Origin of the sequence: Bacillus inaquosorum, from assembly GCF_023238325.1 — a bacterium.
GTDB lineage: Bacteria > Bacillota > Bacilli > Bacillales > Bacillaceae > Bacillus > Bacillus inaquosorum.
Map to the genome: position 1 here is coordinate 3287684 of NZ_CP096592.1, position 24447 is coordinate 3312130.

The 24447-nt window shown below is 45.5% G+C and carries 28 protein-coding genes; 6 read left to right on the top strand and 22 right to left on the bottom strand.

The genetic code is table 11. From position 1 onward, the window contains the following. The first annotated feature begins 107 nt into the window (after positions 1–107). Positions 108–1088 (top strand): GMP reductase, encoded by a 981-nt coding sequence (gene guaC / locus M1M80_RS16695; RefSeq protein ID WP_003240970.1) that lies wholly within the window; start codon positions 108–110, stop codon positions 1086–1088. A 103-nt stretch (positions 1089–1191) separates the two neighbouring features. Here the strand turns inward: guaC and M1M80_RS16700 are convergent, their stop codons facing one another. The 6 genes from M1M80_RS16700 to M1M80_RS16725 form a co-directional block, all read right to left on the bottom strand. Continuing rightward, entirely contained in the window at positions 1192–1815 is a 624-nt protein-coding gene (locus M1M80_RS16700) for an FMN-binding negative transcriptional regulator (protein ID WP_003240968.1), read from the bottom strand. Between the two features lie 22 nt (positions 1816–1837). Then, positions 1838–2356: a spermidine/spermine N(1)-acetyltransferase gene (gene paiA, locus M1M80_RS16705; protein ID WP_060399410.1), complete on the bottom strand. Its 519-nt coding sequence runs from the start codon at positions 2354–2356 to the stop codon at positions 1838–1840. 531 nt (positions 2357–2887) lie between these two features. Beyond that, positions 2888–3250, bottom strand: a complete 363-nt coding sequence (locus M1M80_RS16710) for a HesB/IscA family protein (RefSeq protein WP_019259365.1) — start codon at positions 3248–3250, stop codon at positions 2888–2890. A gap of 78 nt (positions 3251–3328) precedes the next feature. Further along, a complete protein-coding gene (dapF, locus tag M1M80_RS16715) occupies positions 3329–4183 on the bottom strand; it encodes a diaminopimelate epimerase (protein ID WP_060399411.1) in 855 nt (284 codons plus the stop codon). A gap of 122 nt (positions 4184–4305) precedes the next feature. After that, positions 4306–5520, bottom strand: a complete 1215-nt coding sequence (locus M1M80_RS16720) for a NupC/NupG family nucleoside CNT transporter (protein WP_019259367.1) — start codon at positions 5518–5520, stop codon at positions 4306–4308. 135 nt (positions 5521–5655) lie between these two features. After that, positions 5656–5892, bottom strand: a complete 237-nt coding sequence (locus M1M80_RS16725) for a YuzB family protein (RefSeq protein WP_003222913.1) — start codon at positions 5890–5892, stop codon at positions 5656–5658. A 262-nt stretch (positions 5893–6154) separates the two neighbouring features. Here M1M80_RS16725 and M1M80_RS16730 point away from each other — a divergent pair, with 262 nt between their 5' ends. Then, on the top strand, positions 6155–7222 hold the full coding sequence (locus M1M80_RS16730; protein ID WP_003240960.1) for an NAD(P)/FAD-dependent oxidoreductase: 1068 nt from the start codon (positions 6155–6157) through the stop codon (positions 7220–7222). 25 nt (positions 7223–7247) lie between these two features. Here the strand turns inward: M1M80_RS16730 and M1M80_RS16735 are convergent, their stop codons facing one another. Beyond that, positions 7248–7574, bottom strand: a complete 327-nt coding sequence (locus M1M80_RS16735) for a YuzD family protein (RefSeq protein WP_003240959.1) — start codon at positions 7572–7574, stop codon at positions 7248–7250. 87 nt (positions 7575–7661) lie between these two features. Between M1M80_RS16735 and M1M80_RS16740 the strand changes: the two genes are divergently transcribed. Next, positions 7662–7997 carry a NifU family protein gene (locus M1M80_RS16740; RefSeq protein ID WP_010886606.1) on the top strand — a complete coding sequence of 112 codons (336 nt, stop codon included), beginning with the start codon at positions 7662–7664 and terminating at the stop codon, positions 7995–7997. 40 nt (positions 7998–8037) lie between these two features. Here M1M80_RS16740 and M1M80_RS16745 read toward each other — a convergent pair whose 3' ends face one another. From M1M80_RS16745 to cotNH, 5 genes are all read right to left on the bottom strand, one after another. Further along, positions 8038–10011 carry a S9 family peptidase gene (locus M1M80_RS16745; protein WP_060399412.1) on the bottom strand — a complete coding sequence of 658 codons (1974 nt, stop codon included), beginning with the start codon at positions 10009–10011 and terminating at the stop codon, positions 8038–8040. A 108-nt stretch (positions 10012–10119) separates the two neighbouring features. Continuing rightward, positions 10120–11049, bottom strand: coding sequence for a homoserine kinase (gene thrB, locus M1M80_RS16750; RefSeq protein ID WP_019259370.1), 930 nt, complete (start codon positions 11047–11049; stop codon positions 10120–10122). After that, on the bottom strand, positions 11046–12104 hold the full coding sequence (thrC, locus tag M1M80_RS16755) for a threonine synthase (RefSeq protein ID WP_060400055.1): 1059 nt from the start codon (positions 12102–12104) through the stop codon (positions 11046–11048). The genes thrB and thrC overlap by 4 nt, the downstream gene beginning before the upstream one ends. Further along, on the bottom strand, positions 12104–13405 hold the full coding sequence (locus M1M80_RS16760) for a homoserine dehydrogenase (protein WP_003240951.1): 1302 nt from the start codon (positions 13403–13405) through the stop codon (positions 12104–12106). Before M1M80_RS16760 ends, thrC begins: the two co-directional genes overlap by 1 nt. Positions 13406–13605: 200 nt before the next feature. Further along, entirely contained in the window at positions 13606–14625 is a 1020-nt protein-coding gene (cotNH, locus tag M1M80_RS16765; protein WP_060400056.1) for a spore coat-associated protein CotNH, read from the bottom strand. A gap of 152 nt (positions 14626–14777) precedes the next feature. Between cotNH and M1M80_RS16770 the strand changes: the two genes are divergently transcribed. Beyond that, positions 14778–15278: a phosphatidylglycerophosphatase A family protein gene (locus M1M80_RS16770; protein WP_003240947.1), complete on the top strand. Its 501-nt coding sequence runs from the start codon at positions 14778–14780 to the stop codon at positions 15276–15278. Positions 15279–15303: 25 nt separating this feature from the next. Here the strand turns inward: M1M80_RS16770 and nucF are convergent, their stop codons facing one another. Genes nucF through M1M80_RS16785 form a run of 3 tightly spaced genes read right to left on the bottom strand, consistent with a single transcriptional unit; the run spans position 15304 to position 16825 of the window. Continuing rightward, the gene (gene nucF / locus M1M80_RS16775; protein ID WP_060399413.1) at positions 15304–16074 is read right to left on the bottom strand and encodes a 5' nucleotidase NucF; all 771 of its coding nucleotides are present in this window, start codon (positions 16072–16074) and stop codon (positions 15304–15306) included. A 17-nt stretch (positions 16075–16091) separates the two neighbouring features. Continuing rightward, the gene (locus M1M80_RS16780) at positions 16092–16526 is read right to left on the bottom strand and encodes a DUF86 domain-containing protein (RefSeq protein WP_003240943.1); all 435 of its coding nucleotides are present in this window, start codon (positions 16524–16526) and stop codon (positions 16092–16094) included. Between the two features lie 23 nt (positions 16527–16549). Then, a complete protein-coding gene (locus tag M1M80_RS16785) occupies positions 16550–16825 on the bottom strand; it encodes a YutD family protein (RefSeq protein WP_003228682.1) in 276 nt (91 codons plus the stop codon). Between the two features lie 113 nt (positions 16826–16938). On the opposite strand from M1M80_RS16785, the gene M1M80_RS16790 reads away from it, so the two are divergent. After that, positions 16939–17574, top strand: coding sequence for a YhcN/YlaJ family sporulation lipoprotein (locus M1M80_RS16790; RefSeq protein ID WP_003240941.1), 636 nt, complete (start codon positions 16939–16941; stop codon positions 17572–17574). Positions 17575–17589: 15 nt separating this feature from the next. Here M1M80_RS16790 and lipA read toward each other — a convergent pair whose 3' ends face one another. Then, positions 17590–18486, bottom strand: coding sequence for a lipoyl synthase (gene lipA / locus M1M80_RS16795; RefSeq protein WP_060399414.1), 897 nt, complete (start codon positions 18484–18486; stop codon positions 17590–17592). 225 nt (positions 18487–18711) lie between these two features. Between lipA and lytH the strand changes: the two genes are divergently transcribed. Continuing rightward, positions 18712–19692: an L-Ala--D-Glu endopeptidase gene (gene lytH, locus M1M80_RS16800; RefSeq protein WP_019259376.1), complete on the top strand. Its 981-nt coding sequence runs from the start codon at positions 18712–18714 to the stop codon at positions 19690–19692. Between the two features lie 27 nt (positions 19693–19719). On the opposite strand, the gene yunB is transcribed toward lytH, so the two are convergent. From yunB to M1M80_RS16830, 6 genes are all read right to left on the bottom strand, one after another. Then, a complete protein-coding gene (yunB, locus tag M1M80_RS16805) occupies positions 19720–20487 on the bottom strand; it encodes a sporulation protein YunB (protein WP_060399415.1) in 768 nt (255 codons plus the stop codon). A gap of 69 nt (positions 20488–20556) precedes the next feature. Further along, positions 20557–20862, bottom strand: coding sequence for a YunC family protein (locus M1M80_RS16810; protein WP_003240935.1), 306 nt, complete (start codon positions 20860–20862; stop codon positions 20557–20559). Between the two features lie 64 nt (positions 20863–20926). Beyond that, a complete protein-coding gene (locus M1M80_RS16815; protein WP_060399416.1) occupies positions 20927–22315 on the bottom strand; it encodes a bifunctional metallophosphatase/5'-nucleotidase in 1389 nt (462 codons plus the stop codon). A 19-nt stretch (positions 22316–22334) separates the two neighbouring features. Then, positions 22335–23156, bottom strand: a complete 822-nt coding sequence (locus M1M80_RS16820) for a sulfite exporter TauE/SafE family protein (protein WP_003240931.1) — start codon at positions 23154–23156, stop codon at positions 22335–22337. 17 nt (positions 23157–23173) lie between these two features. Continuing rightward, complete coding sequence (locus M1M80_RS16825) at positions 23174–24022, bottom strand: DUF72 domain-containing protein (RefSeq protein WP_060400057.1); 849 nt, start codon at positions 24020–24022, stop codon at positions 23174–23176. Between the two features lie 37 nt (positions 24023–24059). Next, complete coding sequence (locus tag M1M80_RS16830; protein WP_060399417.1) at positions 24060–24407, bottom strand: YunG family protein; 348 nt, start codon at positions 24405–24407, stop codon at positions 24060–24062. Positions 24408–24447: the final 40 nt, after the last annotated feature.

Consider the following 24447-nt stretch of genomic DNA (forward strand, 5'->3'; position numbering starts at 1 on the left):
GCCAGCAAATAAAAACGTTTGACATCCTAAATAAAACAGAGTACATTATAGAAGGCGAACATTTCATATAATATCATTTTAAATATTCGTTTTTAGGAGTGAAAACCATGGAAAACGTATTTGATTACGAAGATATTCAGCTAATTCCTGCAAAATGCATTGTAAATAGCCGTTCAGAATGTGATACATCCGTACGTTTAGGCGGACGTACATTTAAATTACCCGTCGTCCCTGCCAATATGCAGACGATTATAGATGAAAAACTAGCGATTTCATTAGCCGAAAATGGCTACTTTTATGTGATGCACCGATTTGAACCTGAAAAACGGATTGATTTTATTAAAGATATGAACGCACGCGGATTATTCTCTTCTATCAGCGTGGGCGTCAAAGATGAGGAGTATGAATTTGTCCTCCAGCTGGCAAAAGAAAATCTGGCTCCTGAATACGTGACTATTGACATTGCTCACGGGCACTCAAATGCTGTCATTGAAATGATCCAGCACCTAAAAAAACATTTGCCGGACAGCTTTGTTATTGCTGGCAATGTCGGAACGCCGGAAGCTGTCAGAGAACTTGAAAATGCGGGAGCGGATGCCACTAAAGTCGGCATCGGACCGGGAAAAGTATGTATTACGAAAATCAAAACCGGCTTCGGCACTGGCGGCTGGCAATTAGCGGCGCTACGCTGGTGTGCCAAAGCAGCCAGCAAACCGATTATCGCGGATGGCGGCATCCGTACACATGGCGACATCGCAAAATCAATCAGATTTGGCGCAACGATGGTCATGATCGGTTCACTATTCGCCGGACACGAAGAATCACCAGGCCAAACGATCGAAAAAGACGGAAAGCTCTACAAAGAGTACTTCGGCTCAGCCTCTGAATTCCAAAAAGGCGAAAAGAAAAATGTAGAAGGCAAAAAAATGCACGTGGCGCATAAAGGCTCAATTAAGGATACGCTGATTGAAATGGAACAGGATCTGCAATCTTCTATTTCTTATGCAGGCGGAACAAAGCTTGATGCGATCCGAAATGTGGATTATGTGATTGTGAAGAATTCCATTTTTAATGGGGATAAATATTAATCATAAAAAAACGCCAAGTCAGCGGTTTGCCGCTTGACTTGGCGTTTACTGTTATTAGCACCTTCAGGCCCACTGGCATACGGAGGGTTTCATAAAAGTGGGTTTATATTTGCTTTTTGAATCTCTTTTCCATCAATTCTGCCATTTGTTTTGAATTTAGATTTCCTTCATTTTGTAATTCTTTAATGATGTTCGTATAATCCGTTTCATCTCGGTTCTGGCTTAATTTATATGCCGCCTGAATGTCTCCTACCTTAATCTTAAATCCAACTATACCTTTCAATTCACTTTCTAAAAGAGTTGGAGAAAGTTTATCCCATAAAACTGGATTTTCTCGATGTTTTTCGTATTTTTCCAACATTATTGTTAATTCTTCAATTAATTCATCTTTCTCTAAAATGCTTGCTTTACCATACATGTGGACAGCCTGATAATTCCACGTCGGAACATTTTCGCGGGAATACCAAGAAGAAGAAATATAAGCGTGCGGTCCCTGAAACATCACAAGCACATCTTCACATGCTGCAAATGTTCTCCACTGAGGATTTCCATAAGCCATATGCCCAGTAATATAGCAATCATCACCTTTTTTATTGAATCCTAAGGGCAAATGAGTGGCAATTGGTTTCCCTTGTTTTATTGTGACAATCGTGCCAAAAGAATTATTTTGAACAAAATCAACAATTTCATCAACATTTGTGACCTTATAATACTTTGGAATATACATGTTAATCCCCCTTTTCAACAAGTTATAGGAGTGTTTTGGTCATGATATAGTCTATTTGTTCTTCATCCCCCATATAAAAAGAGTGGGCTCCAATTTGAACAAACCCCATTTTCTTATAAAAAGCAATGGCATTTTCATTTTCTTCCCATACACCCAGCCAGACTTTCTTTTTATTACGTTCCAAGGCAATTTCCATAGCTTTGTTTAATAGATGTTTGCCAAGCCCATGTTTTTGAAATTTGTTCTTTATATAAATCCTCTCTATTTCAAGTGATTCTTTACCCATTTCTTCAGACTGAGCATCATCGGTGTTGAGCTTTAAATATCCAGCGACTTCATGATTAAAATAAACAAAAAAGAACTGCGAAGAAGTATTGGATAATTCCTTTTCCAACTGTTTAGCGTTAAATGCACTTTCCAAATAGGCTTTCATATTTTCAGGTGAATTCTGGTCTTTAAATGTATCGTTGAATGTTTCAATACTAATTTCTTGAAGTATTTTTAAGTCTTCTTGGCTGCACTTTTTTATATTTATGGTCATTTAAATATGTCGCTCCTCTATATAATCAATAATTTCTCATGTTTTTCTAAATTTCCAGTCCTTTTCTATACTTTTTCTTTTTATAAATGGAAATACATTTTCCTTTCTCTGTTGGAAAATGTTTTTTATTCGATCTACTTTTATCCTTTCGGCTAACTTTTCTTAAAGATTCCTGGGTTTGTACATATTCGGACAAGGTTCAGATACGGCCCTTGCTGCCACTCCAATTTCACAAAGAATCTCCCTCACCATCAACTCCTCAAACGTTTTTTTGTTGTAAATGCAATAAAAATACCGCACGTTAAATATACCCCAACTTTGTTGCATTTACAATATAAATGAAGATGAAGGAGGCTGCGTAAAGTGAATTTTGTCTATTTAAGCCATAATAAAAACGCCTCCCTTAACGATGATTTATCACTAAGAAAAGCGTCATGAACAATCTAACGGTTACTCGTGGGACGCAATCACGCAATCCTCCGAAACTGGTGAGATGATTGATTCATATCTCGAAATATCGGGCTTTAGCGCCTAGCACTCTTCAGGCTTACCTGCATTCGTTGCTGTTCTAAAAGAAGAACCGCAACCGCATGAGGCGATGGCGTTTGGATTGTCGATGGTGAAGCCGCCGCCGAGCATGGATTGTTTATAGTCAATCACGGTGCCGTTCATGATATCAAGGCTTTCTTTGTCAACAAGAACCGTGATGCCATGCTGATCAAACATACTGTCTTTTTCGCCCTTTTCATGCTCAAAGCCCATGCCGTAAGAAAGGCCGCTGCAGCCGCCGCCTTTGACGCCGACACGCAGAAACGCGTTTTCTTCTTCATGCTCTTTCATCATATCTTTTATATGCAAAGCTGCTGCTTCTGTTATTGTTACCGGGTTGCTCATCTTTGTGAACCTCCTTTTAAAAACCGGATGTTGTCTTTTATTATAAACATGATCGGTTCAATTCTCAAACAAGGTGTTTTACAAAAAATAGACACCTTCACAAACGGTCTCAGCCGGCCCTGTCATCATCACATGGCCGTTATCCTTCCAGTTAATCACCAAGTCTCCGCCTGCTAAATGCACCGTGATGTCTTGATTTCGTTTTGATACGCCGTTTAACACTGATGCGACCGCCGCTGCACACGCTCCTGTCCCGCATGCCTGAGTAATGCCTGATCCCCGTTCCCAGACGCGGAAATGCAGTTCATGTTCATTCACGGTTTCGACGAATTCCACATTGATGCCTTCCGGAAATCTCGGATCTTTCTCAATCACCGGTCCCAATGTCGTCAGGGGTGCCTGTTCAATGTCAGCGATCGGAAAAACGATATGCGGATTTCCCATTGAAACAGCAGTGCCTGTTAGTTCGGCTTCACCAAACATCATCGTTTCATTGATCGTGTGCTCTTCCCCGCCGCCAAGCATTGGAAGCTCGGCTTTTGTCAGGCGCGGTTCGCCCATATCGACAGTGACCACATTCACTTTTCCGTTTTCAACTTGAACCTCCGCTTTCACAAGCCCGGAGAGGGTTTCAATCAGAAAAGATGTTTCCTCAACCAGCTTATGCTCATATGCGTACTTTGCGACGCAGCGCAGGCCGTTGCCGCAATTTTTCCCTTCAGACCCATCATTATTAAAAATCCGCATTTTGACAGGCGCTTGATCTGAAGGGCATATCAGGATCATTCCGTCAGAACCGATCCCTGTATAAACAGAAGAAACCTGAACGGCAATCTCAGACAGTTTTTCTTCCGGCAGCTGTTCTTCAAATTGATTCACATAGATATAGCTGTTTCCCAGGCCGTGCATTTTGGTAAATCGAAATGAGTTCATAGGTGCCTCCAACTTTTTTTCTTTTACTTAGTATAAAAGCTATTATAAACGGACACAATACAATTATCCCCCGTTTTTCATACATAAAAGCTCCTTGCACTGACGCAAGGAGCTTTTATCGTTTATATAAACATGCCGGCAATGGCTGCGCTGAGCAGATTGGCTAATGTTCCCGCTAGAACAGCCTTCAAGCCTAGGCGTGCGATATCTGAACGGCGGCTCGGCGCTAAACCGCCAAGTGTACCGAGCATAATCGCAATTGATGAAAAATTGGCGAATCCGCATAATGCGAAACTGATAATGGTAGCGGTTTTCTTAGAAAACTCGCCGATGTGCGGACCGAAGTTAGAATAAGCAACAAACTCATTCAGCACCAATTTCTGGCCGATATAGCTTCCTGCCTGCAACGCTTCATGCCAAGGCACGCCAATCAAAAAGGCGATTGGAGAAAACACATAGCCGAGGATAGATTCTAACGTGACGCCTTTTAAGCCGAATAAGCTGAAAACTCCGCCAAGAATACCGTTTACTACGGCAATTAATGCAACGAACGCAAGCAGCATCGCTCCAACGTTTAAGGCAATTTGCAGGCCTGTTGACGCTCCCTTTGCAGCTGCGTCAATGACATTGGCTGCGCCTTCGCCTTCATCCATTTTGAAATCGCTTTTTACGGTTTGGGGCTTTTCCGTTTCGGGTATAATCAATTTACCGAAGACAAGACCCGCGGGAGCAGCCATAAAGCTGGCCGCAAGCAAGTATTCAATCGGAATACCGAGAAGCGCGTACCCAAACAAGGTTGAACCCGCAACAGCCGATAGACCGCTCGTCATAATCGTGAACAATTCAGAGCGCGTCAGCCCTGCAATAAGGGGTCTGATCACTAACGGAGATTCAGATTGTCCTACAAAAATATTAGCAGCAGCTGCAAGAGATTCCGTTTTGCTTGTCCCAAGGAGCTTCGACAATCCGCCGCCAATGACACGGAAAATGAGCTGCATGATTTTCAAATGATATAAAACGGCGATCAGTGCTGAGAAGAAAATGATAACGGGCAGTACACTTAATGCAAATGCCGGACTGTCACCGACTTTCAGAAGCGGTCCAAAAATAAAACTGATGCCTTCATTCGCATAATCAATCAGAAGCTGTACACGGCTTGAAAACCATAAAAAAACAGCGCGTCCCGCTTCCCATTTCAACACGATGTATCCAAACGCCACCTGTGTGCATAAACCAATGATGACGGTTCTTATCTTAATATTGCTTTTCTTTTCTGAAAATAAAAACGCGATAGCAATGATCGCAACTGCGCCGAGCAGTCCCCACAGAACACTCATGAATACACCTACACCTCTTAAATTTTATTTAAAAAAATATCTTTTATACGATAACAATAATATTTTTTGATGTCTACACATTTTTTAGTTCTTTTGTACGACAAAATAAAAAAGGGCCTGTCCAGGCCCTTTTCTTCAAAACATTGGATTTTCTTCAATAAATGTATATATATTCTCAACAAGCTCAGCAGGCGTTTCACCCATGACGACTTCTCCGTTTACAAGAGCGAAAAGCGACTCCATGCATGTCCCGCAGTAGCTTAAGCAGCCGTATTCGAGAACATCCAGGTTTGGGTCCTTCTCCAAAATCGCCCGGGCTTCCTGAGAGCCGTGAGCCAGATTGCTGACACAAAATTCAATCATTGGATTCATGCGGTTTCACCTCACATATGTCCATTATCGCGAATTTTTCACCATTCGTCAAAGATAACAGATTCATCAAAATTTATTATCGTAACATATCATTCCTCAAATAACGTTTTACTAATTTGTGATTAAAGGCTAATTTGTAGGTTATTTTGAAACTATTATTGTGATTTTAGATCAAATTCGATATAATTCTAGATGTTATTTTACATAGTTCGTATTTTCTTCAATGTGTCTATCATACTCTTCGGATTAAAGGGGAATTCAAATGAAAAAATTGGTCTTGATCGGCGGAGGTTACGGGAACATGCGTGTTCTTCATCGCTTATTGCCAAACCAGCTGCCTGATGATGTTTCAATCACGTTAATTGACAGAAATCCTTATCACTGCTTGAAAACAGAATATTATGCCCTTGCCGCAGGCACAATTTCTGACCATCATATCAGAGTGTCATTCCCAGAGCACCCTCGCCTGGATGTCCAATACGGTGATATCTCATCAATTGATATTGCACAAAAACAAGTGCTGTTCCAAGATCGTGAACCGATTTCTTACGATGACGCCGTGATCGGGCTCGGCTGTGAGGATAAATATCACAACGTGCCGGGAGCGCCTGAATTCACCTACAGCATTCAAACCATCGACCAGTCCCGCGAAACCTATCAAAAGCTGAATAACCTGAGCGCTAATGCCACTGTCGCCATTGTCGGAGCGGGCCTTAGCGGCGTTGAGCTTGCAAGTGAATTGAGAGAAAGCCGTGATGACCTGAACATTATTTTGTTCGACCGCGGCAATCTCATTTTATCAAGCTTTCCCGAGCGCTTGAGCAAATATGTGCAAAAATGGTTCGAAGAGCACGGTGTCCGCATCATTAACAGGGCAAATATCACTAAAGTAGAAGAAGGCATTGTGTATAACCACGATGATCCGATTTCTGCAGATGCCATTGTATGGACAGCCGGCATCCAGCCGAACAAAGTCGTCAGAGACTTAGATGTGGAGAAGGACGCACAAGGGCGTATCGTATTAACGCCTCATCACAATATTCCTGGTGATGAACATCTGTACGTAGTCGGCGATTGCGCCAGCCTTCCTCATGCACCGAGCGCCCAGCTGGCAGAGGCTCAAGCAGAGCAGATTGTCCAAATCTTACAAAAACGCTGGAATGGAGAAGCCCTTCCAGAATCAATGCCGCAGTTCAAGCTGAAAGGCGTTCTCGGTTCACTCGGTAAAAAAGCCGGCTTCGGTCTTGTTGCTGACCGCCCGCTGATCGGTCGTGTTCCGCGTATGCTGAAATCCGGATTGCTGTGGATGTACAAACACCATAACGGTTAATGATAGAGAAGAACCGCTGATCATATCAGCGGTTTTCTGCATACCCATGCTTCTCCATTTCCTCATAAACGTCTTTTAATTTCGGATTGCCTTCACCGACAATTTTGTCTTCTACGAGCACAAGCGGATAAAAATACTCGTCATTTCTGATTTTCTCCGCAAGCTCTTTCGCATGTTCATTGTCAGGCGGCTCATGAATATCGATGTATTGCATCATAAAAGGCTGATTTGGATATTTTCTTTTCAACGCTGCCTCAAGCCATTCGTATGTATCCTTGGCCGTCGGCATATTGACACAGCTTGCACAAACGGTTTCTGCCCCGTACACGCTGAGCATGACTGGTTTTGTCACTGATAAACCCTCCTTCTCCTTTCTATTCAGTATACAGAGCCAAGAGACATTTTTATAGAAAAAAACCGTTTTTGTGTTCAAGTCTGAATGTGCTATAATAGGGAAAGCAACTTTGCAAACCAAACAATAGATTTTTATTGTTACACTGAATATAATGGTTTTATGACGACGAAAGGAGCGAATGTCATGACTGAAGTTGAAATGAAAGAACAGGTGCAGGAAGTACTGGACAAACTTCGTCCGTTTTTACTTCGTGACGGCGGTGACTGTGAGCTTGTAGACGTAGATGAAGGTATCGTAAAGCTTCGTCTTCTAGGCGCATGCGGCAGCTGCCCAAGTTCAACAATTACGCTGAAAGCCGGAATTGAACGCGCTCTTCTTGAAGAAGTGCCGGGTGTTGTTGAAGTAGAACAAGTCTTTTAATAAAGCAGCCAGGCTGATATTTCCATCAGCCTGGCTTTTTTTAGAGATATTGATCAAACCATGAGCTGATATAATTCAGGCGTTTGACCCGCTGTCCCGGGTGACCGCTGCGTGACAAATTGTGCGATGCTTTCGGAAAACGGACGAACATGGTTTCCTTGCCCATTTTTTTCAAGGCAATAAATAGCTGCTCAGCCTGCTCGATCGGGCACCGGTCATCTCGCTCGCCATGCAGAATCAAAAGCGGTGTCTCGACATTTGCTGCGTACTTTATAGGGGAACGGTCCCAGAGCTTTTCTGTGTCTTCAAACACGTCATGCTCAAGCTGCCAGTCTGTGAAGAAGTAGCCGATATCACTGACGCCGTGAAAGCTGATCCAATTTGATATGGAGCGCTGGGTGACGGCAGCTTTAAAGCGGTTCGTCTGCCCGACGATCCAGTTGGTCATAAAGCCTCCGTAGCTTCCTCCCGTGACACCGAGCCGCTTCGGATCAATCTGCGGATCTCGTTTGATAGCCTCGTCCACAGCCTGCATCACATCCTCATAATCCTTTCCTCCATAATCTCCTCTGACGGCATTCACAAATTCCTGCCCGTAGCCGTGGCTTCCTCTCGGATTGATATAAACTACCGCGTACCCTTTCGCCGCCAGCACTTGAAATTCATGAAAATATGTATTCCCGTACATCATGTGCGGTCCGCCGTGTATGTTGAGAATAAGAGGGTATGATGTCTCATCTTCCGCCTGTGCAGGCTTCATCAGCCAGCCGTTCACCGTCACGCCGTCTTCTGTGACAAATTGAATATCTTCAGGTATTGAAATCGCATGCTCGCCGACAAACTTGTCATTCGCGCCAGTCAGCCGTTTCTCTTCCTGCCCAAGCGGGATGCTGTATAGCTCGCTCGGTCTGTCCGGCTTTGTCACACTGGCAATAAAGTGTTGTTCGTCAGGTGAAATGGAAAAGCTATTGATGTACTCTTTTTCGAGACGAATCGGATACACAAGGCCTTCAATCGAAATATAATAGATTCCCGTGCTGCCTTGATCTGTGCCGATAACATAAAACCCTTGGCAGTCTTTCGTCCAAACCGGGTGCTGTTCGGCACCTCCGATCAATGAATCTCCAATCAGCGCATCCGCTAAATGAACGTCCAGCATCTCAGTCAGACATGTGAGGCGGTCTTGTTCGATATCATAGAGCCACGCCTTTTCGAGCGTTGCATTATGATATTCCTTTTCATGCCCAAGCAAAGCAAGATACCTTCCGTCCGGTGAAAATGAGCTTGGTCCGAATGAGCCGCGATGAGGTGTAATCTGCTTAAGATCTCCAGACTCCAGCGACATTATATAAACATCATGCGGCTTGCTGGCATCATCCGTCTCAATCAAATTAGCTGAGAAAACAAGCCATTTGCCATCAGGAGAAAAAGCAGAGTCGCCATGATCGGCTTTGTGATTTGTCAGCTGCTTCACCTTACCAGACTTCACGCTGACAAGCACAAGCTGGGCATACGCACCTCTCGTCAGCCCTTTGCCGTCCCTTTTATAGGATAGACCCTGCACTTCAATGGGTTCAAAGCTGTCCGGCTCCGTTTTCTCTTGGTCATCAATACTTTCCCCCTCTCCCAAACTGACAGTGACAAGCACCGATTCGCCATCCGGGGACCATATTGGTTTTGACACGCCATACGGGATATCAGTCAGTTTTCTCGCTTCTCCGCCTTCAGCGCTCATGATATACAGCTGTGCCGCATCGCCTTCACGATCAGATATAAAGGCAAGCGTGCGCCCGTCCGGAGACCATCTTGGGTCAGTGCTCCGCTTTTTTCCGTGTGTCCAAGGAACAGATCTGCCCGTTTTCGTTTCATAGATCCATATATTTGATGTATACGAATCTTTCTCTTGGTTCACTTGTGACTTCACATATGCGGCACGGCTGCCGTCTGGGGCATATTGAGGATCGGTCACAGAGACAATCGCTGTGATGTCTTCTGCGGTTATCAGCTTTTTCATTTTCATCTCCTCCTTTTTACAAGTATTTCGTTTTTCTAAATAAAAACTCCTTTATCTCCATCAGAAAAAAAGCGCCCTCCGCTGACGCTGAGGAACGCTTGGCATGATCTATACACTTTTTACTTGATATAAAGGATTTCGCTCTATTATACTTCCCTCTTTCGGAACGGTCAAAGCGTCAACTTCACAATGAGGGAAATGAAGCGCGAGCTGTTCTTTCAGCTCTTCTCCCTTTCCTTTTTCAGTCATGACGAGAATCGTCGGGCCTGCCCCGCTGAGAGCCGTTCCATAGGCGCCCTTCATCTCGGCGACATGTTCTACCTTGGACAACTCAGGGACAAGCATCGCCCGGTACGGCTGATGAAACATATCCTTCTTCATGATTTTCCCGACGAGCGCCCAATCCTTGGACATGATCGCAGCGATGAGTATATTGCTGACGGCACTTGCTTTTACGGCGTCGGCATATGGAAACTCTTTCGGAAGCACGTCTCTTGCGTCTCTTGTCAGCACCTCGTAAAAAGGAATGACAACGACAACGTCAATGTCAGCATCCGGGACGCGTATCATTTGTGTCTCGTCTTCTTCATGCAGGCCAATGACAAGTCCGCCAACGAGAGAAGCGCCCGCATTGTCCGGATGTCCTTCTTCAAGGCTGGCTAAATGCAGCTTGTCCGCTTCAGACAGCTTTAAGCTGCATAATTCATCAGCCAGTTCAATGGCCGCTACAATCGCCGCGGCGCTGCTGCCAAGGCCGCGTGCGAGCGGAATGTCGCTCCACACCTTCACATGGACAGGCGGCATTTCTTTGCCATACAAATCTGCTGTCCGTTTTGCCACTTGATAGATCATATTATCTGTACCCGCCGGAATTCCGGCGACTGTTTCTGTTTCAGCTTCAAAAGACCATTTGTCGCTTTCAAAGACGGTCAGCTTCAAATATCTGCTGAGCGCCATTCCGACTGAATCAAAGCCGGGGCCTAGGTTAGCCGTGCTTCCGGGAACAGTGACAGTGAACAGCATGTCGGCTTCGTTCATACACGGGCCGCTCCTTTTACATATTCAAGGATGCTGTCTTCATCAGTCGGCAATGTAACAGGCTTGATTTCCGAAATGTCGACCGCTGTGTTCGGATCCTTCAGTCCGTTTCCTGTTAACACAGCAACGACCTTGCTGCCTTTCGGTATTTCCCCGGATTTCACCTGTTTCAGCACTCCTGCGATAGACGCGCAAGAACCCGGTTCTGCAAACACGCCTTCTTCACGGGCGATCAACTGATACGCGTGAAGAATTTCATCATCAGTGACTTCGTCAATTTTCCCATTGGATTCCTCAGCTGCTTTTACAGCTTTGTCCCAGCTTGCCGGGTTTCCGATACGAATGGCCGTTGCTATTGTTTCGGGATTTTCAATTACTTCATTGCGCACGATTGCCGCCGCGCCTTCTGCTTCAAAGCCGCGCATTTTCGGAAGGCCTGTGCCGTTTTTCTCATGATATTCCTTGAAGCCCTTCCAGTACGCAGTGATGTTTCCCGCGTTTCCGACCGGGATCGCTAACACATCCGGCGCTTCTCCCAGCTGCTCGCACACTTCGAAGGCAGCTGTTTTTTGGCCTTCTATGCGGTAAGGGTTAACTGAGTTGACAAGGGCAATCGGTGATTTCTCACAGATGGAACGGACAATTTTAAGCGCATCGTCAAAGTTTCCGTCAATTGCAATAATCTCGGCTCCGTACATGACAGCCTGAGCGAGTTTACCAAATGCGATTTTGCCGTTCGGGATGATGACGATGCATTTCATGTTAGCGCGGGCTGCATAAGCCGCCGCAGCAGCGGAAGTGTTTCCTGTTGACGCGCACATAATCGTGTCGTTGCCTTCTTCTTTTGCTTTCGCCACAGCCATGACCATTCCGCGATCTTTAAATGATCCCGTAGGATTGACGCCTTCTGTTTTGACATGAAGTTCAATTCCGAGCTGCTCAGACAGCTTCGGCAGGTGAATAAGAGGTGTGTTTCCTTCATGTAAAGTAAGCGCCGGTGTTTGATCTGTTACAGGTAAAAAATCTTTATATTGATGGATAAGTCCTTTCCACATTAGCTCCAACCGTTCCCTTCTACACGATATGTGCTTTTGACTTCTTGAACGACTTCCAAATCATTTAGGTTTTGCAGGATATCACTGAAATCAGCTTCAGATGTATGGTGTGTCACAATCACGATTTCGGCTAACTCATCATGGCCTTTAATCGGCAGCTGAAGGATCTTTTCAAAGCTCACGCCCCGTTCGGAGAACACAGACGTAATTTTCGAGAATGAACCGACCTCATCTTTTACATGAATTCTTAAAAACTGCTGTGCGTAAATGTCAGACGGCGATTTCATATTTTTCTCATATTGCGGCCCAACAAAGCTGTTGCCGGTTACGCCAAGGCGCATATTTTTCATGACAGCGACAAGGTCAGAAACAACAGAGGTCGCAGTCGGCATGCTTCCGGCTCCCGGTCCGTAGAACATCGTCTCACCGACAGCCTCGCCGTATACATAAACGGCGTTAAACTCATTATGAACAGCAGAAAGCGGGTGGTGGTCAGGAAGCAGTGTCGGCTGAACACTGACTTCAATTTTGCTGCCGTCACGCTGAGCAATCCCGATCAGCTTCATCGTATAGCCGAGGCGTTTGCTGAAGCTGATGTCCTCGTCTGTAATTTGGGAGATCCCCTTTACTTTGACGTCTTCCAGATCCACGTTCATTGAGAAGCCGAGGCGCGCCAATATCGCCATTTTCCGTGCGGCGTCAAGCCCTTCCACGTCTGAAGTCGGATCAGCTTCGGCAAAGCCGAGATCCTGCGCTTCCTTGAGCACTTCCTCGTAAGGGCTTTTTTCTTTAATCATTTTTGTTAAGATAAAGTTCGTTGTTCCGTTCACAATCCCCATCATTTTTGTAATCCGGTCTGATGAGAGACCTTCCTCTAACGTACGCAGAATCGGAATCCCGCCGGCAACACTGGCTTCAAAGTAGATATCACAGCCATTTTCCTTCGCTTCCGCAAGCAGCTCAGAGCCGTACACAGCCATTAAATCCTTGTTTGCTGTGACAACATGCTTTTTCGATCTCAGCGCGTCGAGCAAATATTGTTTTGTCTGTTCAACTCCGCCGATCACCTCGATGACGACATCAACATCTGGATCATCGATGACATCATACACTTCGGTCGTGAGCACTTCCTTTGGCAAATCTACTTCTCTCTTTTTCTCTAGATCTTTTACAAGCACTTTTTTTATCGTAACCGGACAGCCGACCTGATGCATCAGCTTATCCTGATGGTCTTGAATAATTTTAACGACACCGCTTCCGACGGTACCTAAACCTAAAAGCCCTACACGAATCGCTTTCAAAAAAACTCCACCTTTCTATTGATTGTCCTCTTGAAAAAGACAATTGTTAACTCAACACAGACATATAAGTTACAAACATTATATAAGCCCTCTCCTGTTTTGACAAGACAGCAATCGGCTGAATTTTACGAATGTAAACGCTTAACACATTGATATGACAAGATTCTTTATTTTCTAATTATTTTTGTCAGATTTTCTCCTCACCCTGGGCTGCCTTTGCCGAGCCAGCTCACGCGGGGAACAAATGGCTTCTGCGCCCGCATATTCATGAATTCCTGCGCTGTATTGAGAAATTGCTCATAGCGGCCGCAGTCGCTAAGAATGAAGTCAAGCTGCTCTTCATAATAATGCTTTTCTGATTCTGACGACATGTAGTAGCTCTCCACGATTTCAAAATAATGAAGCGGGAAGAGCAGGCGGCTGTACAGAAGACGTTTCGAAAACGAAGACAGCGGCGTGACCTGCCCGTATTCCTGTAAAAAGAGAAAGCCCTGCTGATTAAAATCCTGTCTGTGATGCAAAAACGTATGTCGCATATATTCAGCCAAATCGCGTGAGGCGTGGTCAAATACCCAATCCGCAGGAATCCTGATCAATGATTCGGATGACCATGTATGTCTTTCCATCCGCTGATGGCATATCGTTCCTGAATCAGCGGCTTGGGGCTTGTCATCCAGCTCAGTGTCCACTAAATATTGTATCGCGTTTTCTGACAGTCCTAAATAATATGGAAATGACTCGATCATTTTTTTATCGAATGGCTCGTGCGGAGGGGTATGAACCTTCCGCTGCCAAAACGCTTCCAGCTGATCAATGCGTTTTCCCCACAGATCCTTCCACTGGCCGATTCTTCCGGCTGCCTTCACTTCATACGGATACCCTCGGCCTTTTCGGTGAAATTCCGCCAGCTCCGCTCCAATGGAGAACGCCCGGTTTGAAACAGGGGGTGCCGCCTTCAGCAGAGCGTACGTTTTTCCTTCATGTTCAAACGTTAGCTTACCTTCTTTTGTAAAGATAAAAACCGAAACGTATGGGTCACTTTGTTCTTGTAAATACTGACTCATGTAATAAAGCTCCGCCAGTTCCGTATCTGAGAATTGGGAAACGGGGACAATCAGAAAGAATGAATTCGGCGTCTGAAAGCATTGATATGTGTGCTGGTACATGGAAAGCTGCCTGATATGAATACCGTATTTTTCTTTTATTGTACCTTTCACAATGATCACCTGCCTGTAGAATTAGGGCTCATCACATCGTAGTCATACACGTCCGGAATTATGAATACATATTTTAATCCGACGAAGGCGCAAGAAAAAGTCGTAAACATCTCAAACATTTTGTATAAACTAGTAAAAAAGATTGGGTGAAGCTGATGTCAGAAAACGAACAAATCAGTCAGATGGAAGCAAAAGCAAGAGCACGGATGAAGGAGCGCGGCGTTGAGGTGTCAGACATTGCCGAGCTTGTCTTTTTTCTGCAGAAAAAATATCATCCGGATTTAACCATTGATGAATGCACGTTGAACGTCAATCGCGTTCTCGCAAAACGCGAGGTGCAAAATGCGATTTTAACGGGCATTGAATTGGATGTTCTTGCTGAGCAGAAAAAACTGTCTGAACCGCTGCAAACGATGCTGGAAACAGATGAAAGCCTATATGGAGTAGATGAAGTTCTGGCATTTTCCATCGTGAACATTTACGGATCGATCGGGTTTACGAACTACGGCTACATCGACAAAGAAAAACCCGGAATCCTTACACATTTGAATGATAAATCAACCGGCGAATGCCATACCTTTCTGGATGACATCGTCGGTGCGATTTCCGCCGCGGCCTCAAGCAGGCTCGCACACCGCGCGCGGCACACAGAATAAGGGCACCCTTTTGGGGCGCCCTTTTTTAAATGTATGGAATCCATTCAGTCAGAGAGTCAATGGCATGAGTCGGTTTTTCCATATTGTCTGTCATATGTTCTCTTTTCGTTACGCCTGTGTGAACAAGCAGCGTATCCATACCGGCGTTAATGCCGGCCATAATGTCCGTCGCGTAGTTGTCGCCGACCATGAGTGTTTCCGACACATCCGTGCCGAGAACGCGCATCGCCTGCTCCATAATAATTGATTCCGGCTTGCCGATAAATACGGGCTGTACGCCTGTCGATACGGTTAATACAGATGTCAGTGAGCCGTTTCCAGGCAGAAGGCCTCTTTCAGTCGGTATCGCAATATCTCCGTTAGTGGAAATAAAGCGGGCGCCATTTCTGATTGCAAGGCAGCCGACAGCAAATTTTTCGTATGTAATGGACCGGTCAATACCAACAACGACAAAATCCGCGTTTTCCTCGCCAAACGTCAGGCCGTTTTCTTCAATCGCCTGGCGGATGCCTTCTTCCCCGATCACATACACAGACGCGTCTTTTTTCTGCTGGGCAATATGCTGGGCAGTCGCCATGCTTGTCGTAAAGACCTGCTCTTCTGTTGCCGGAATATCAAAAGACATAAGCTTGTCCGCCACCTGCTTCGGTGTGCGCGAAGAGTTGTTTGTCACGAAAAGATAAGGAACGCCGCGATCTTTCAGCGTTCTGACAAATTCACACGCTTCCTCGATTTTTTCCGTGCCATTGTACATTGTTCCGTCTAAATCAATTAAATACCCTTTATATGTTTTCATTTCCAACACTCCAGTTGTTATTTAAACGCGGAAACAGGACCAAGCTCTGTTTCCAAGTAGCTTCTGATCCGTTGCGGGAAGTCTTGCAGAGCTGTCTGATGTGCCGTAATCAGCCTGTAAAGCTCGGCGCTGTCAGCGAGCAGGTACTGCTGAACCAATGTTTTGCGGTAGGCGATCAATTTTTTGAGCTCAGTTCCCTCTTGTTCTGTGACAACTTTTTCATCAACAAGTATGTCCATAATGTCATCATAGCTGCCCGGGTCCCGCATAATAAAACCGTCAATCATGTCATTGCCTGTATCCAGAATGCATTCGATTAGCAAATGGCCTATACGCTGAAGCGCCAGTCCCCCGATTTCAGACTGCCAGTCTGTTTGTGAGTTAAAAAGCGCCAGCTGGTGCTCAAAGAACCCAAGTGTTTGCTCGATCTTGTTTCTGTCAACAAAATACATGACAGCATCCCCTTTGTGTATGTTTATTTTCTGATCCGTTTCAAGACAAAATACGCACAGCCGAAATTGCAGTATTCGTAAATGTATTCATCTAATGTACTGATTTTCGTTTCGAAGGTTGCCTTTTGATTCTGGTCGTCAAAGAAGCCCTTGAGCCTAAGCTGACCGTATCCCCAGTCTCCCACAATATAATCGTATTTATTTAAAATATCGGAGTAGCGGGCTTTAAAAGCCTCTTCGTTGAAGCCGTCTTTGAAATTGTGCACCAATTCAAATTCGGCATTTTGAATAAGAATCATGATCTCACCTCTTTTTCACTCATTCCTATCATAATTCATTGCCCCGTCCCCATCAATTGCTAAAGAATAAATCATGCGATTTGGCTACCCTACACATAAGGAGGGATTTATAAATGAAACCAACCGCTGTCAGCCTCTGCCTGTTGGCCGGTCTTTTATCCGGATGCGGAGGCGCAGGATTAGATAATGCCGAGCAAAATGTCCAAAACCAGACGCGGAATCAAACCAGGCCCATTCATGTGTCTGACCGCAACGAGGCTTTTAACCGGCATGATGAGAACGAACAATTTGGCTATGTCCGTTATCAAAAAGAACAATTTGACGGCGAACAGCAGGAAGCACCGGTGATGAATCGGGAAGAAACCGCTCACATCATATCAAGTTTAACGGTTCAGCTCCCTCATATTCAAGATGCTGCCACACTGGTGACCGATCGAGAAGCGCTTGTCGTGTACAAAACCGATTCCAAAAACCGCGGGCTGACCGCCGATCAGGTGAAGAAAACGGCGGCTTCTGTGATACCGCGATACTATCATGTGTATATTTCTGATAATCCAAACCATATGCAATCCATCGAAAATTACAGCAATCTCGGTTCCGGTTCAAGGGATATTAGAGAGATCATGTCGGGGACGATTCAAGAAATGAAAACCTCCCCTCAAGGAAGCCCTGTCTCAGAGAATGAAAATGCCAACGGAGAAACCCGTCAGGACATGAAAATCGATAGGAATGACAAAAACGCCAGATGATCTGGCGTTTTGGCATTATGCTTGTGCTTGGCGCTTTTTAGATGCTTCGTTCACCTGTTCATCCGCATGGTAAGATGAACGGACAAGCGGACCGGCTTCGCAGTGGCTGAAGCCTTTTTTCATTGCGATTTCCTTTAATTCTGCAAATTCATCAGGGTGATAGTATTTTTGGACTTTTAAGTGTTTCTTTGTCGGCTGCAAATATTGGCCGATTGCCATAATATCCACGTTGTTTGCCAAGAGGTCGTCCATGACTTCAATAATCTCTTCTTTCGTTTCGCCAAGTCCGATCATGATGCTTGATTTTGTCGGAATGTCAGGCTGCATTTCTTTCGCACGGCGCAAAAATTCCAACGAACGGTCGTACGTCGCACGCGCGCGAACTCTTGGCGTCAAGCGGCGAACCGTTTCGATATTGTGATTCAGGATGTCTGGACGTGTATCCATTAAGGTTTTCAGGTTATCATAATTTCCGCCCATATCAGACGGCAGCACCTCAATTGTTGTGAACGGGCTTTTTCTGCGGATCGCACGGACAGTTTCCGCGAAAATGCCTGCTCCGCCGTCTTTCTGGTCGTCACGCGCAACAGCCGTAATGACCGCGTGTTTCAGATTCATAAGCGCGACAGAATCCGCTACGCGTTCCGGCTCTTGCAGATCAAGCTCAGTTGGAAGGCCCGTTTTGACAGCACAGAAACGGCATGCTCTTGTACAAACAGAACCTAAAATCATAAATGTCGCTGTACGTCTGACCGCCCAGCATTCATGAATATTCGGACATTTTGCTTCTTCGCATACGGTATGCAGGTTGTTTTCCCGCATGAGTTTTTTGAGGCCTGTATAGTTTTCATTTGTATTTAATTTGATTTTGAGCCATTCGGGCTTTCTGAGGTGTTCGTCTTTCTTTGCCAATTCCCATCATCTCCAATATCCAATATACTCAATTTCTGACACGAAACATTCTGAAAACGAGAAAGGTATTTCTGCAACAAAAATAATGTTTTTCTAACTAAAGAAAGTCTTTTCTCTAGACACTTTAACATAGGAAAAATTTCTCGACAAGGGAAGATGATTACTGACATTTTTAAGCCGGCTTGCCGCAAACTATGTGTATTCAATATGAAAGGAGATTATTTTGTGAAAGTTTTGTTAACCGCTCTTCTTCTCCTTTTGTTTGCGCTTGAGCCTTATGCGTCTGGAAAAGAGCTTTCAGATCCAGTGCTGTCGAAACGGATGGAATTATATCATAAAGTCGAGGCTGTGACGCAGATTCCTTGGTATGCGCTCGCCGCTGTAGATCAATACGAGGAAAATGTGCGGAGCAACCGAAAAGATCTGCCTGACAAAGCGGGAATCATCAGCATCTATATACCGGATGAAATCTGGAGCGGGCCTGAAAACCCGAATCCGAAAGACGATGCGCCGTTAAGCATTAAAGTGTTTGACGGAATCGGAATGGATGGTGACGGAGACGGGAAAGCCGAGGTCAGCAATGATGAAGATATTTTGTATACGTTCAGCCAATACTTGCTGTCGTATGGCACAGATGAGGACAACATCCGCATTGGGCTTTGGGATTATTACCGGCGTGATCAGACAGTGGGGATCATATCTGAATTCATGAAGCTGTTTAAAGCCTACGGTCATATTGATCTAGGCGAGCATGCGTTTCCGCTTCCGATCAGAACCGATTACAGCTATCGCAGCACGTGGGGAGATGCCCGGGGCTTCGGGGGGAGACGGATTCATGAAGGCACGGATATCTTTGCCCATTACGGCCTTCCTGTCAGATCCACCTGTTACGGGGTAGTTGAAATGAAGGGCTGGAACCGCTTCGGAGGATGGAGAATCGGCATTAGAGACATTAACAATACGTATCATTATTTTGCCCATCTTAATGGGTTTGCCAAAGGGATTAAAACCGGACAAATTGTTGAGCCCGGCCAAGTAATCGGATCAGTCGGCAGCTCAGGATACGGACCGCCGGGAACCGCTGGGAAATTCCCGCCGCATCTTCACTACGGCATGTACAAAGATAACGGAAAAACCGAATGGTCGTTTGATCCATACCCGCATTTGAGAGCGTGGGAGCGGTATGAATACAGAAAAAAGAAATAACAAAAAGCCGCCTCTTCGACAGGCGGCTTATTTGCTGTTTTTTTCATTTTTCGATTCGGCACTGTCCTCTTCTTTGCTGCTTGGAAGCTGGACAGAAGGCGTGACACCCGAGGCGCCGCTTCCGTTATAAAACTGCGGCACTTCGCCCTGCACTGCTTTAATCGATACAGGCACATTATTTGTGACGACAGCAGTTTTACTTGCGAACGGAATAATGACCTTCACTTTAATTTCAACAAAGATGCTGATATCAATAAGTGCATTATTTATGCCATACGGCTTGATTTTGGTTTTGACATCTGTAAAAGCGTCACCGATTAAATTGAACCGGACCGGGATTTTCGGGCCGAGGTTTCCGAGGAGGCTGTTGCCGGTTACCTGCCCCAGCGGAATGTTGATCATAATATTTTCACTGGCGCCGCTGTGTCCGGTGTGGGTTTCCATCTCTTTCAGATGAGCCTGAAGCTGCTTTGTCACTTTTGTTTTCACACTGTTTACAACCTGTGTATTAAAATCGATTGTCGTTAAGTTTCCGTTTTCATCAGAATTCATTTGAAACATATCTTTCATATTCTCACTGTCAGACATATAATCCTCAATTGAATCCTGGATCACCTCTGTCGCCACACGCTTCGTTTCCATCTCGCCGATGCTCATTAAAACAGGTTTAATCGAGCCATTGATCATCCAAAGGCTGACTGTTGTTGACAGGATAAAAAAGACAACTGACAAGAGCAGCACATAACGGAAAGGCAAAGGTCCTCTCTTGCGAAAAGGGCCGCGATATCTTGGCAAGAAAATCCCCCCTTACATATCACAATGTATGCTTGTAAGAGGGGACATAGTAATAGCCGGGCCAAATTTTTATTTCACCATTTTTAAAAGCGCTTCTCTGCCGCTCATGCCGGCATGGATGCCGAGATCTTCAGCGGCGTACGTGACGGATTCTAAAGGTGCGTCTAACAGCTGGTCAATTGTTCGTACACCAACTGCACGCCCAGCCACAATGCCCCGCTCCTTTAATTTTTCATTCAGCAGCGCCACATCAAGCGCGCCGCACATAATGTATCCGTGATCATTGGTGACGGCCATAAAATTCGTTTTTGGAAGCTTCACTGTCACAGCTGTAAAAGGCTGTCCTTCTATCATGATTGGTGTCAGATTTACCACGTCAACCACTCCCTTCATTCATCACTTTATGATGAAGGGCACAGCTTGTTGTGGGCTGACTACCTTATTGCGCGAGCTTCCAAGCGAGCAGATCCCGCAAAAATTCAGGCATAAAATATTCTTTTTCTGCGGCGTCGCGGATGATCGGAAACATCCTGCCGAGCGTAAACATGTCGAGAACCGCAACGGAGTATTGTTTATGTTTTTCAATCTCTTCCCCGTTCAACGTGATCCGTGTGACATGCGTGATTCCGTCATCCAGGCGTTTCGTTTCTACATCAACACCCGCGTACACCATTTTTCCCATCACTTCTCCGCGAAAGCCGAGCCCTTTGATCCGGAGCTGCTCCATTTGTTCTGAAGCGGCATGGACAATGGTCTCTTTGAGTTCTTCTCCCGTCAGGCGGACAGCCACCGGGTTGATCGGGTGAGGACAGATGCGGTGCAGATCCAGCTTCGTCACTGGACCCGCTTTCAGCGGACCGAGAATGACACCGGAATTCACCATACTGATGTCCGTCCCGCACCATTCCTTTAACGCGTACGCCAGAAGCAAAGGCAGCTCTGATTCTTCAAACCACTTCACCTCAGCATCTTGTGCAAGCTCCGCAACGGCATCGGACAGCTTCTCCTCGGCTTCACGTTCTTTCTCATTAAGAAACGCTTTAGTTTCGGCGGATTCTCCTGGCCATTCCGCCATGTTCTGCACAGACGCTGTTTTGCTGATGATGCTTCGCTGTACACTGTCCACTGTGATTTCTACACAGCCGACATAATGCCCGTATTTCTCGGCGCTGGCAAGCAATACACCGTTTACTACTTGTCCATCTTCAAGCAAATGATGGGTGTGCGATTCGAGGATCACATCAATCTCAGGTACCGCTTCAGCCACTGCCTGATCATCAAGAATGCCTAAATGCGACAGCAAAACGATGATATCAGCCTGCCCTTTCACTTCCTGAATGGTTTCCTTTATGCTTTCAAGAGCATCAGTTACCGTCCATCCCAGCTTGTCATAAACGGGATAATAAGGCACAGTTACGCCTAAGAAAGCAATGGACATACCGTTTTTCAATGATTTGATATGGTAAGGAACCGCCCAGGACGGACGGTTTCCTGTTTTGTCATACAGATTGGAGACGATAACGGGAAATTCAGCATGATCATATAGTGCGGCGAGCTCTTCATGCGGAAGCGTAATCCCTTCGTTATTGCCGATCGCCGCTCCATCAATGTGAAGACGGTTTAAGAGATCAACATTCGCTTTTCCGAATGTCGCCTCTGTCACGAATTGAAAACGATCAAGATGATCGCCAATATCAAAAACGAGCGTCTCTTCGCTGTCTGACTGATGCTCTTTTCTTTTCTGCTCGATATAATCTACAATTTTCGGCCAGTTTTCAAAATGGCTGTGCAAATCATTTGTATGATATAAGCGGAGCTTCTCCTTCATATTATCTCTCCCTAATCGTTCAGCTGAAAATGCCTTCATAAATGAGCTGGCAGCCGATCAAGATCAGTACGATCCGCATGATCATAACGATCGTTTTCGTCTGCATTTTCCTATTGATGGCGGCGCCAAGCTTACCGCCGAACCAAGCGCCGGGCACCAGCGCTAGGGCATACAGCCAATTGACGTGCCCGGAAATAACATGTGAAACAGACCCTGTCATAGAGGACAGGAAAATAATAAACATGGACGTTGCCACCGCAACCTTTGGCGGGAACAGGAATAACAGCATCATCGCCGGAACCATCAGCGAACCGCCGCCTATTCCGAAAAGCCCGCCTAAAAAGCCGACAACAAAGGCAATCGCAATGCCAATAGGGGCCTGATATGAGTACGTATAAGGCTCACCGGCATCATCCTGAAATGTCCGAATAATCCCTTTGTGCGCTTTGTTGATCGGCCGGGCTTTCGCTTTCAGCATTAAGGATAATGAAATAAGAATCATAAAAATGCCAAACCATACGGAAAACGAGTTTGAATTAAACAGCTTTGACACGTAAGCCCCGATAATGCTGCCGGGACCTGAGCCAATAAAGAAAATGAGCCCGCTCTTATAATCAACGGTTTTATATTTAATATAAGCCAAAGTTGAAGAAAGACCCGTAAAAATAATGACCAAAAGCGAAGTTCCAATCGCGACCTGCGGCGTCACATCCTGAAACAGCGGCGTCACTGTGCTTAAAAACATCAGAGACGGCACGATGACAATTCCGCCGCCAAGCCCAATCAGACTGCCTACCGTACCTGCGATTAATCCCAGTACGGCCAAAATCACAAACGACATCAATCAAAACCTCTTTTCTAAAATAAATCGAGCTGTCTCGGAGCAAGTCCGCTGTACTCGATATCAAGCAGTTCAAGCATTTGCTTGCCGTTATCCGCGGCGTCTCCGCCAGAATTGTTATTGAACAGGACAAAGACATCCTTACATTGTTGTTGCAATTCATTCAGGTGCTTTTTCCAATCCTCCAGCTCCTGTTGGTTGTAGCGGTATAAGTACCTGACCTCCCGCCAGTTTTTCCCTCCATCAGGCTTCATCCAGCCCTGCTTGTTGCGTCCGTGAAACCTGACGAGCGTTTTGTTTTCATCAGTGGCGCGCAAAACAGTCGGAACGCTGCCTTCTCCGATTTGCGGTTCATCACAAACACTGTGAATCCAGCCTTGCGCTTTCATAAATGAAAGTGTCTGCTCATAAAATGGCGGCGAGAACCAGGAGCGGTTTCTGAATTCAAGCGCACAAGGGATATCTCCCATTTGATGCTTGCACCACCTCAAATAGGCGACATTCTCCTTCTTGCAGTCAAACCACGGCGGAAATTGAAACAGCACCATGGCAAGCTTATTGCTATGTAAATAGGGCGTTAAAGACACCTTAAACGCATCAAACATCTCCTCTTTTGAGTCAAAGGGAATTTCGCCGCGCTGATGCCCTGTCATGCCCTGATACGCTTTCACGATAAATTGGAAGGTTTCCGGCGTTTCCTTCACCCACTTTTCATTATTGCGCGCCGGCTGAATCGCGTAAAAACTCGCGTCTAATTCAACGATCGGAAAATGGGAGGAATAGGCCTGCAATTTTTTCTGGCTGGCCGTTTTCGGCGGATAGATGCTGTCATGATCCCCCCATCCCGTCAGTCCGATATAAATCACAATCATTCACCTCTCTCCCAGTTTATCACACGTGTTTTCAGGTTTCCTCGGAAATGCTGTTCATATGGCGGGAAAATGATGAACGGAGTTGCTGGTATTGTTCCTCATTCGTATCTAAAAACGCCTCTTCTCTTGAGGAAGGAATATGCTGATATTCAATAGGCGCCCGAAACTGTTCACTCGTAAAATCGTACATCACGCCATTGATGCTGTTATAAAAATGCCAGCTCTCACCGACTTTTGTTTTGAAAATGGCGCCGCCGAAATGATCCTGAATCACCAATGCCGTCACACCGCATTGGCCGCATGACGGGCATTCTTCCGTCCATTTAGAGCTCGTATGGCGCGACCATGATTGCTTCAGTATGTATTTGACATGTTCCATTGCCTCCGCCTCCCTTTTAAAAAAGATACCACGTTGATTG

Excerpts from the sequence above, each read along its gene's own strand:
- M1M80_RS16820 (WP_003240931.1), bottom strand. The coding sequence starts at position 23,156 with ATGTCGTTTGTGATTTTGGCCGTACTGGGATTAATCGCAGGTACGGTA.
- M1M80_RS16815 (WP_060399416.1), bottom strand. The coding sequence starts at position 22,315 with ATGAAGGAGAAGCTCCGCTTATATCATACAAATGATTTGCACAGCCAT.
- thrB (WP_019259370.1), bottom strand. The coding sequence starts at position 11,049 with ATGAACGAAGCCGACATGCTGTTCACTGTCACTGTTCCCGGAAGCACG.
- M1M80_RS16770 (WP_003240947.1), top strand. The coding sequence starts at position 14,778 with ATGTCAGAAAACGAACAAATCAGTCAGATGGAAGCAAAAGCAAGAGCA.
- M1M80_RS16785 (WP_003228682.1), bottom strand. The coding sequence starts at position 16,825 with ATGATTCTTATTCAAAATGCCGAATTTGAATTGGTGCACAATTTCAAA.
- M1M80_RS16725 (WP_003222913.1), bottom strand. The coding sequence starts at position 5,892 with ATGAATCCAATGATTGAATTTTGTGTCAGCAATCTGGCTCACGGCTCT.
- M1M80_RS16745 (WP_060399412.1), bottom strand. The coding sequence starts at position 10,011 with ATGAAAAAGCTGATAACCGCAGAAGACATCACAGCGATTGTCTCTGTG.
- M1M80_RS16830 (WP_060399417.1), bottom strand. The coding sequence starts at position 24,407 with ATGGAACATGTCAAATACATACTGAAGCAATCATGGTCGCGCCATACG.
- paiA (WP_060399410.1), bottom strand. The coding sequence starts at position 2,356 with ATGACCATAAATATAAAAAAGTGCAGCCAAGAAGACTTAAAAATACTT.
- M1M80_RS16780 (WP_003240943.1), bottom strand. The coding sequence starts at position 16,526 with ATGTATTTTGTTGACAGAAACAAGATCGAGCAAACACTTGGGTTCTTT.
- M1M80_RS16700 (WP_003240968.1), bottom strand. The coding sequence starts at position 1,815 with ATGTATATTCCAAAGTATTATAAGGTCACAAATGTTGATGAAATTGTT.
- M1M80_RS16720 (WP_019259367.1), bottom strand. The coding sequence starts at position 5,520 with ATGAGTGTTCTGTGGGGACTGCTCGGCGCAGTTGCGATCATTGCTATC.
- M1M80_RS16710 (WP_019259365.1), bottom strand. The coding sequence starts at position 3,250 with ATGAGCAACCCGGTAACAATAACAGAAGCAGCAGCTTTGCATATAAAA.
- nucF (WP_060399413.1), bottom strand. The coding sequence starts at position 16,074 with ATGAAAACATATAAAGGGTATTTAATTGATTTAGACGGAACAATGTAC.
- M1M80_RS16790 (WP_003240941.1), top strand. The coding sequence starts at position 16,939 with ATGAAACCAACCGCTGTCAGCCTCTGCCTGTTGGCCGGTCTTTTATCC.
- M1M80_RS16730 (WP_003240960.1), top strand. The coding sequence starts at position 6,155 with ATGAAAAAATTGGTCTTGATCGGCGGAGGTTACGGGAACATGCGTGTT.
- guaC (WP_003240970.1), top strand. The coding sequence starts at position 108 with ATGGAAAACGTATTTGATTACGAAGATATTCAGCTAATTCCTGCAAAA.
- thrC (WP_060400055.1), bottom strand. The coding sequence starts at position 12,104 with ATGTGGAAAGGACTTATCCATCAATATAAAGATTTTTTACCTGTAACA.
- M1M80_RS16740 (WP_010886606.1), top strand. The coding sequence starts at position 7,662 with ATGTGCTATAATAGGGAAAGCAACTTTGCAAACCAAACAATAGATTTT.
- dapF (WP_060399411.1), bottom strand. The coding sequence starts at position 4,183 with ATGAACTCATTTCGATTTACCAAAATGCACGGCCTGGGAAACAGCTAT.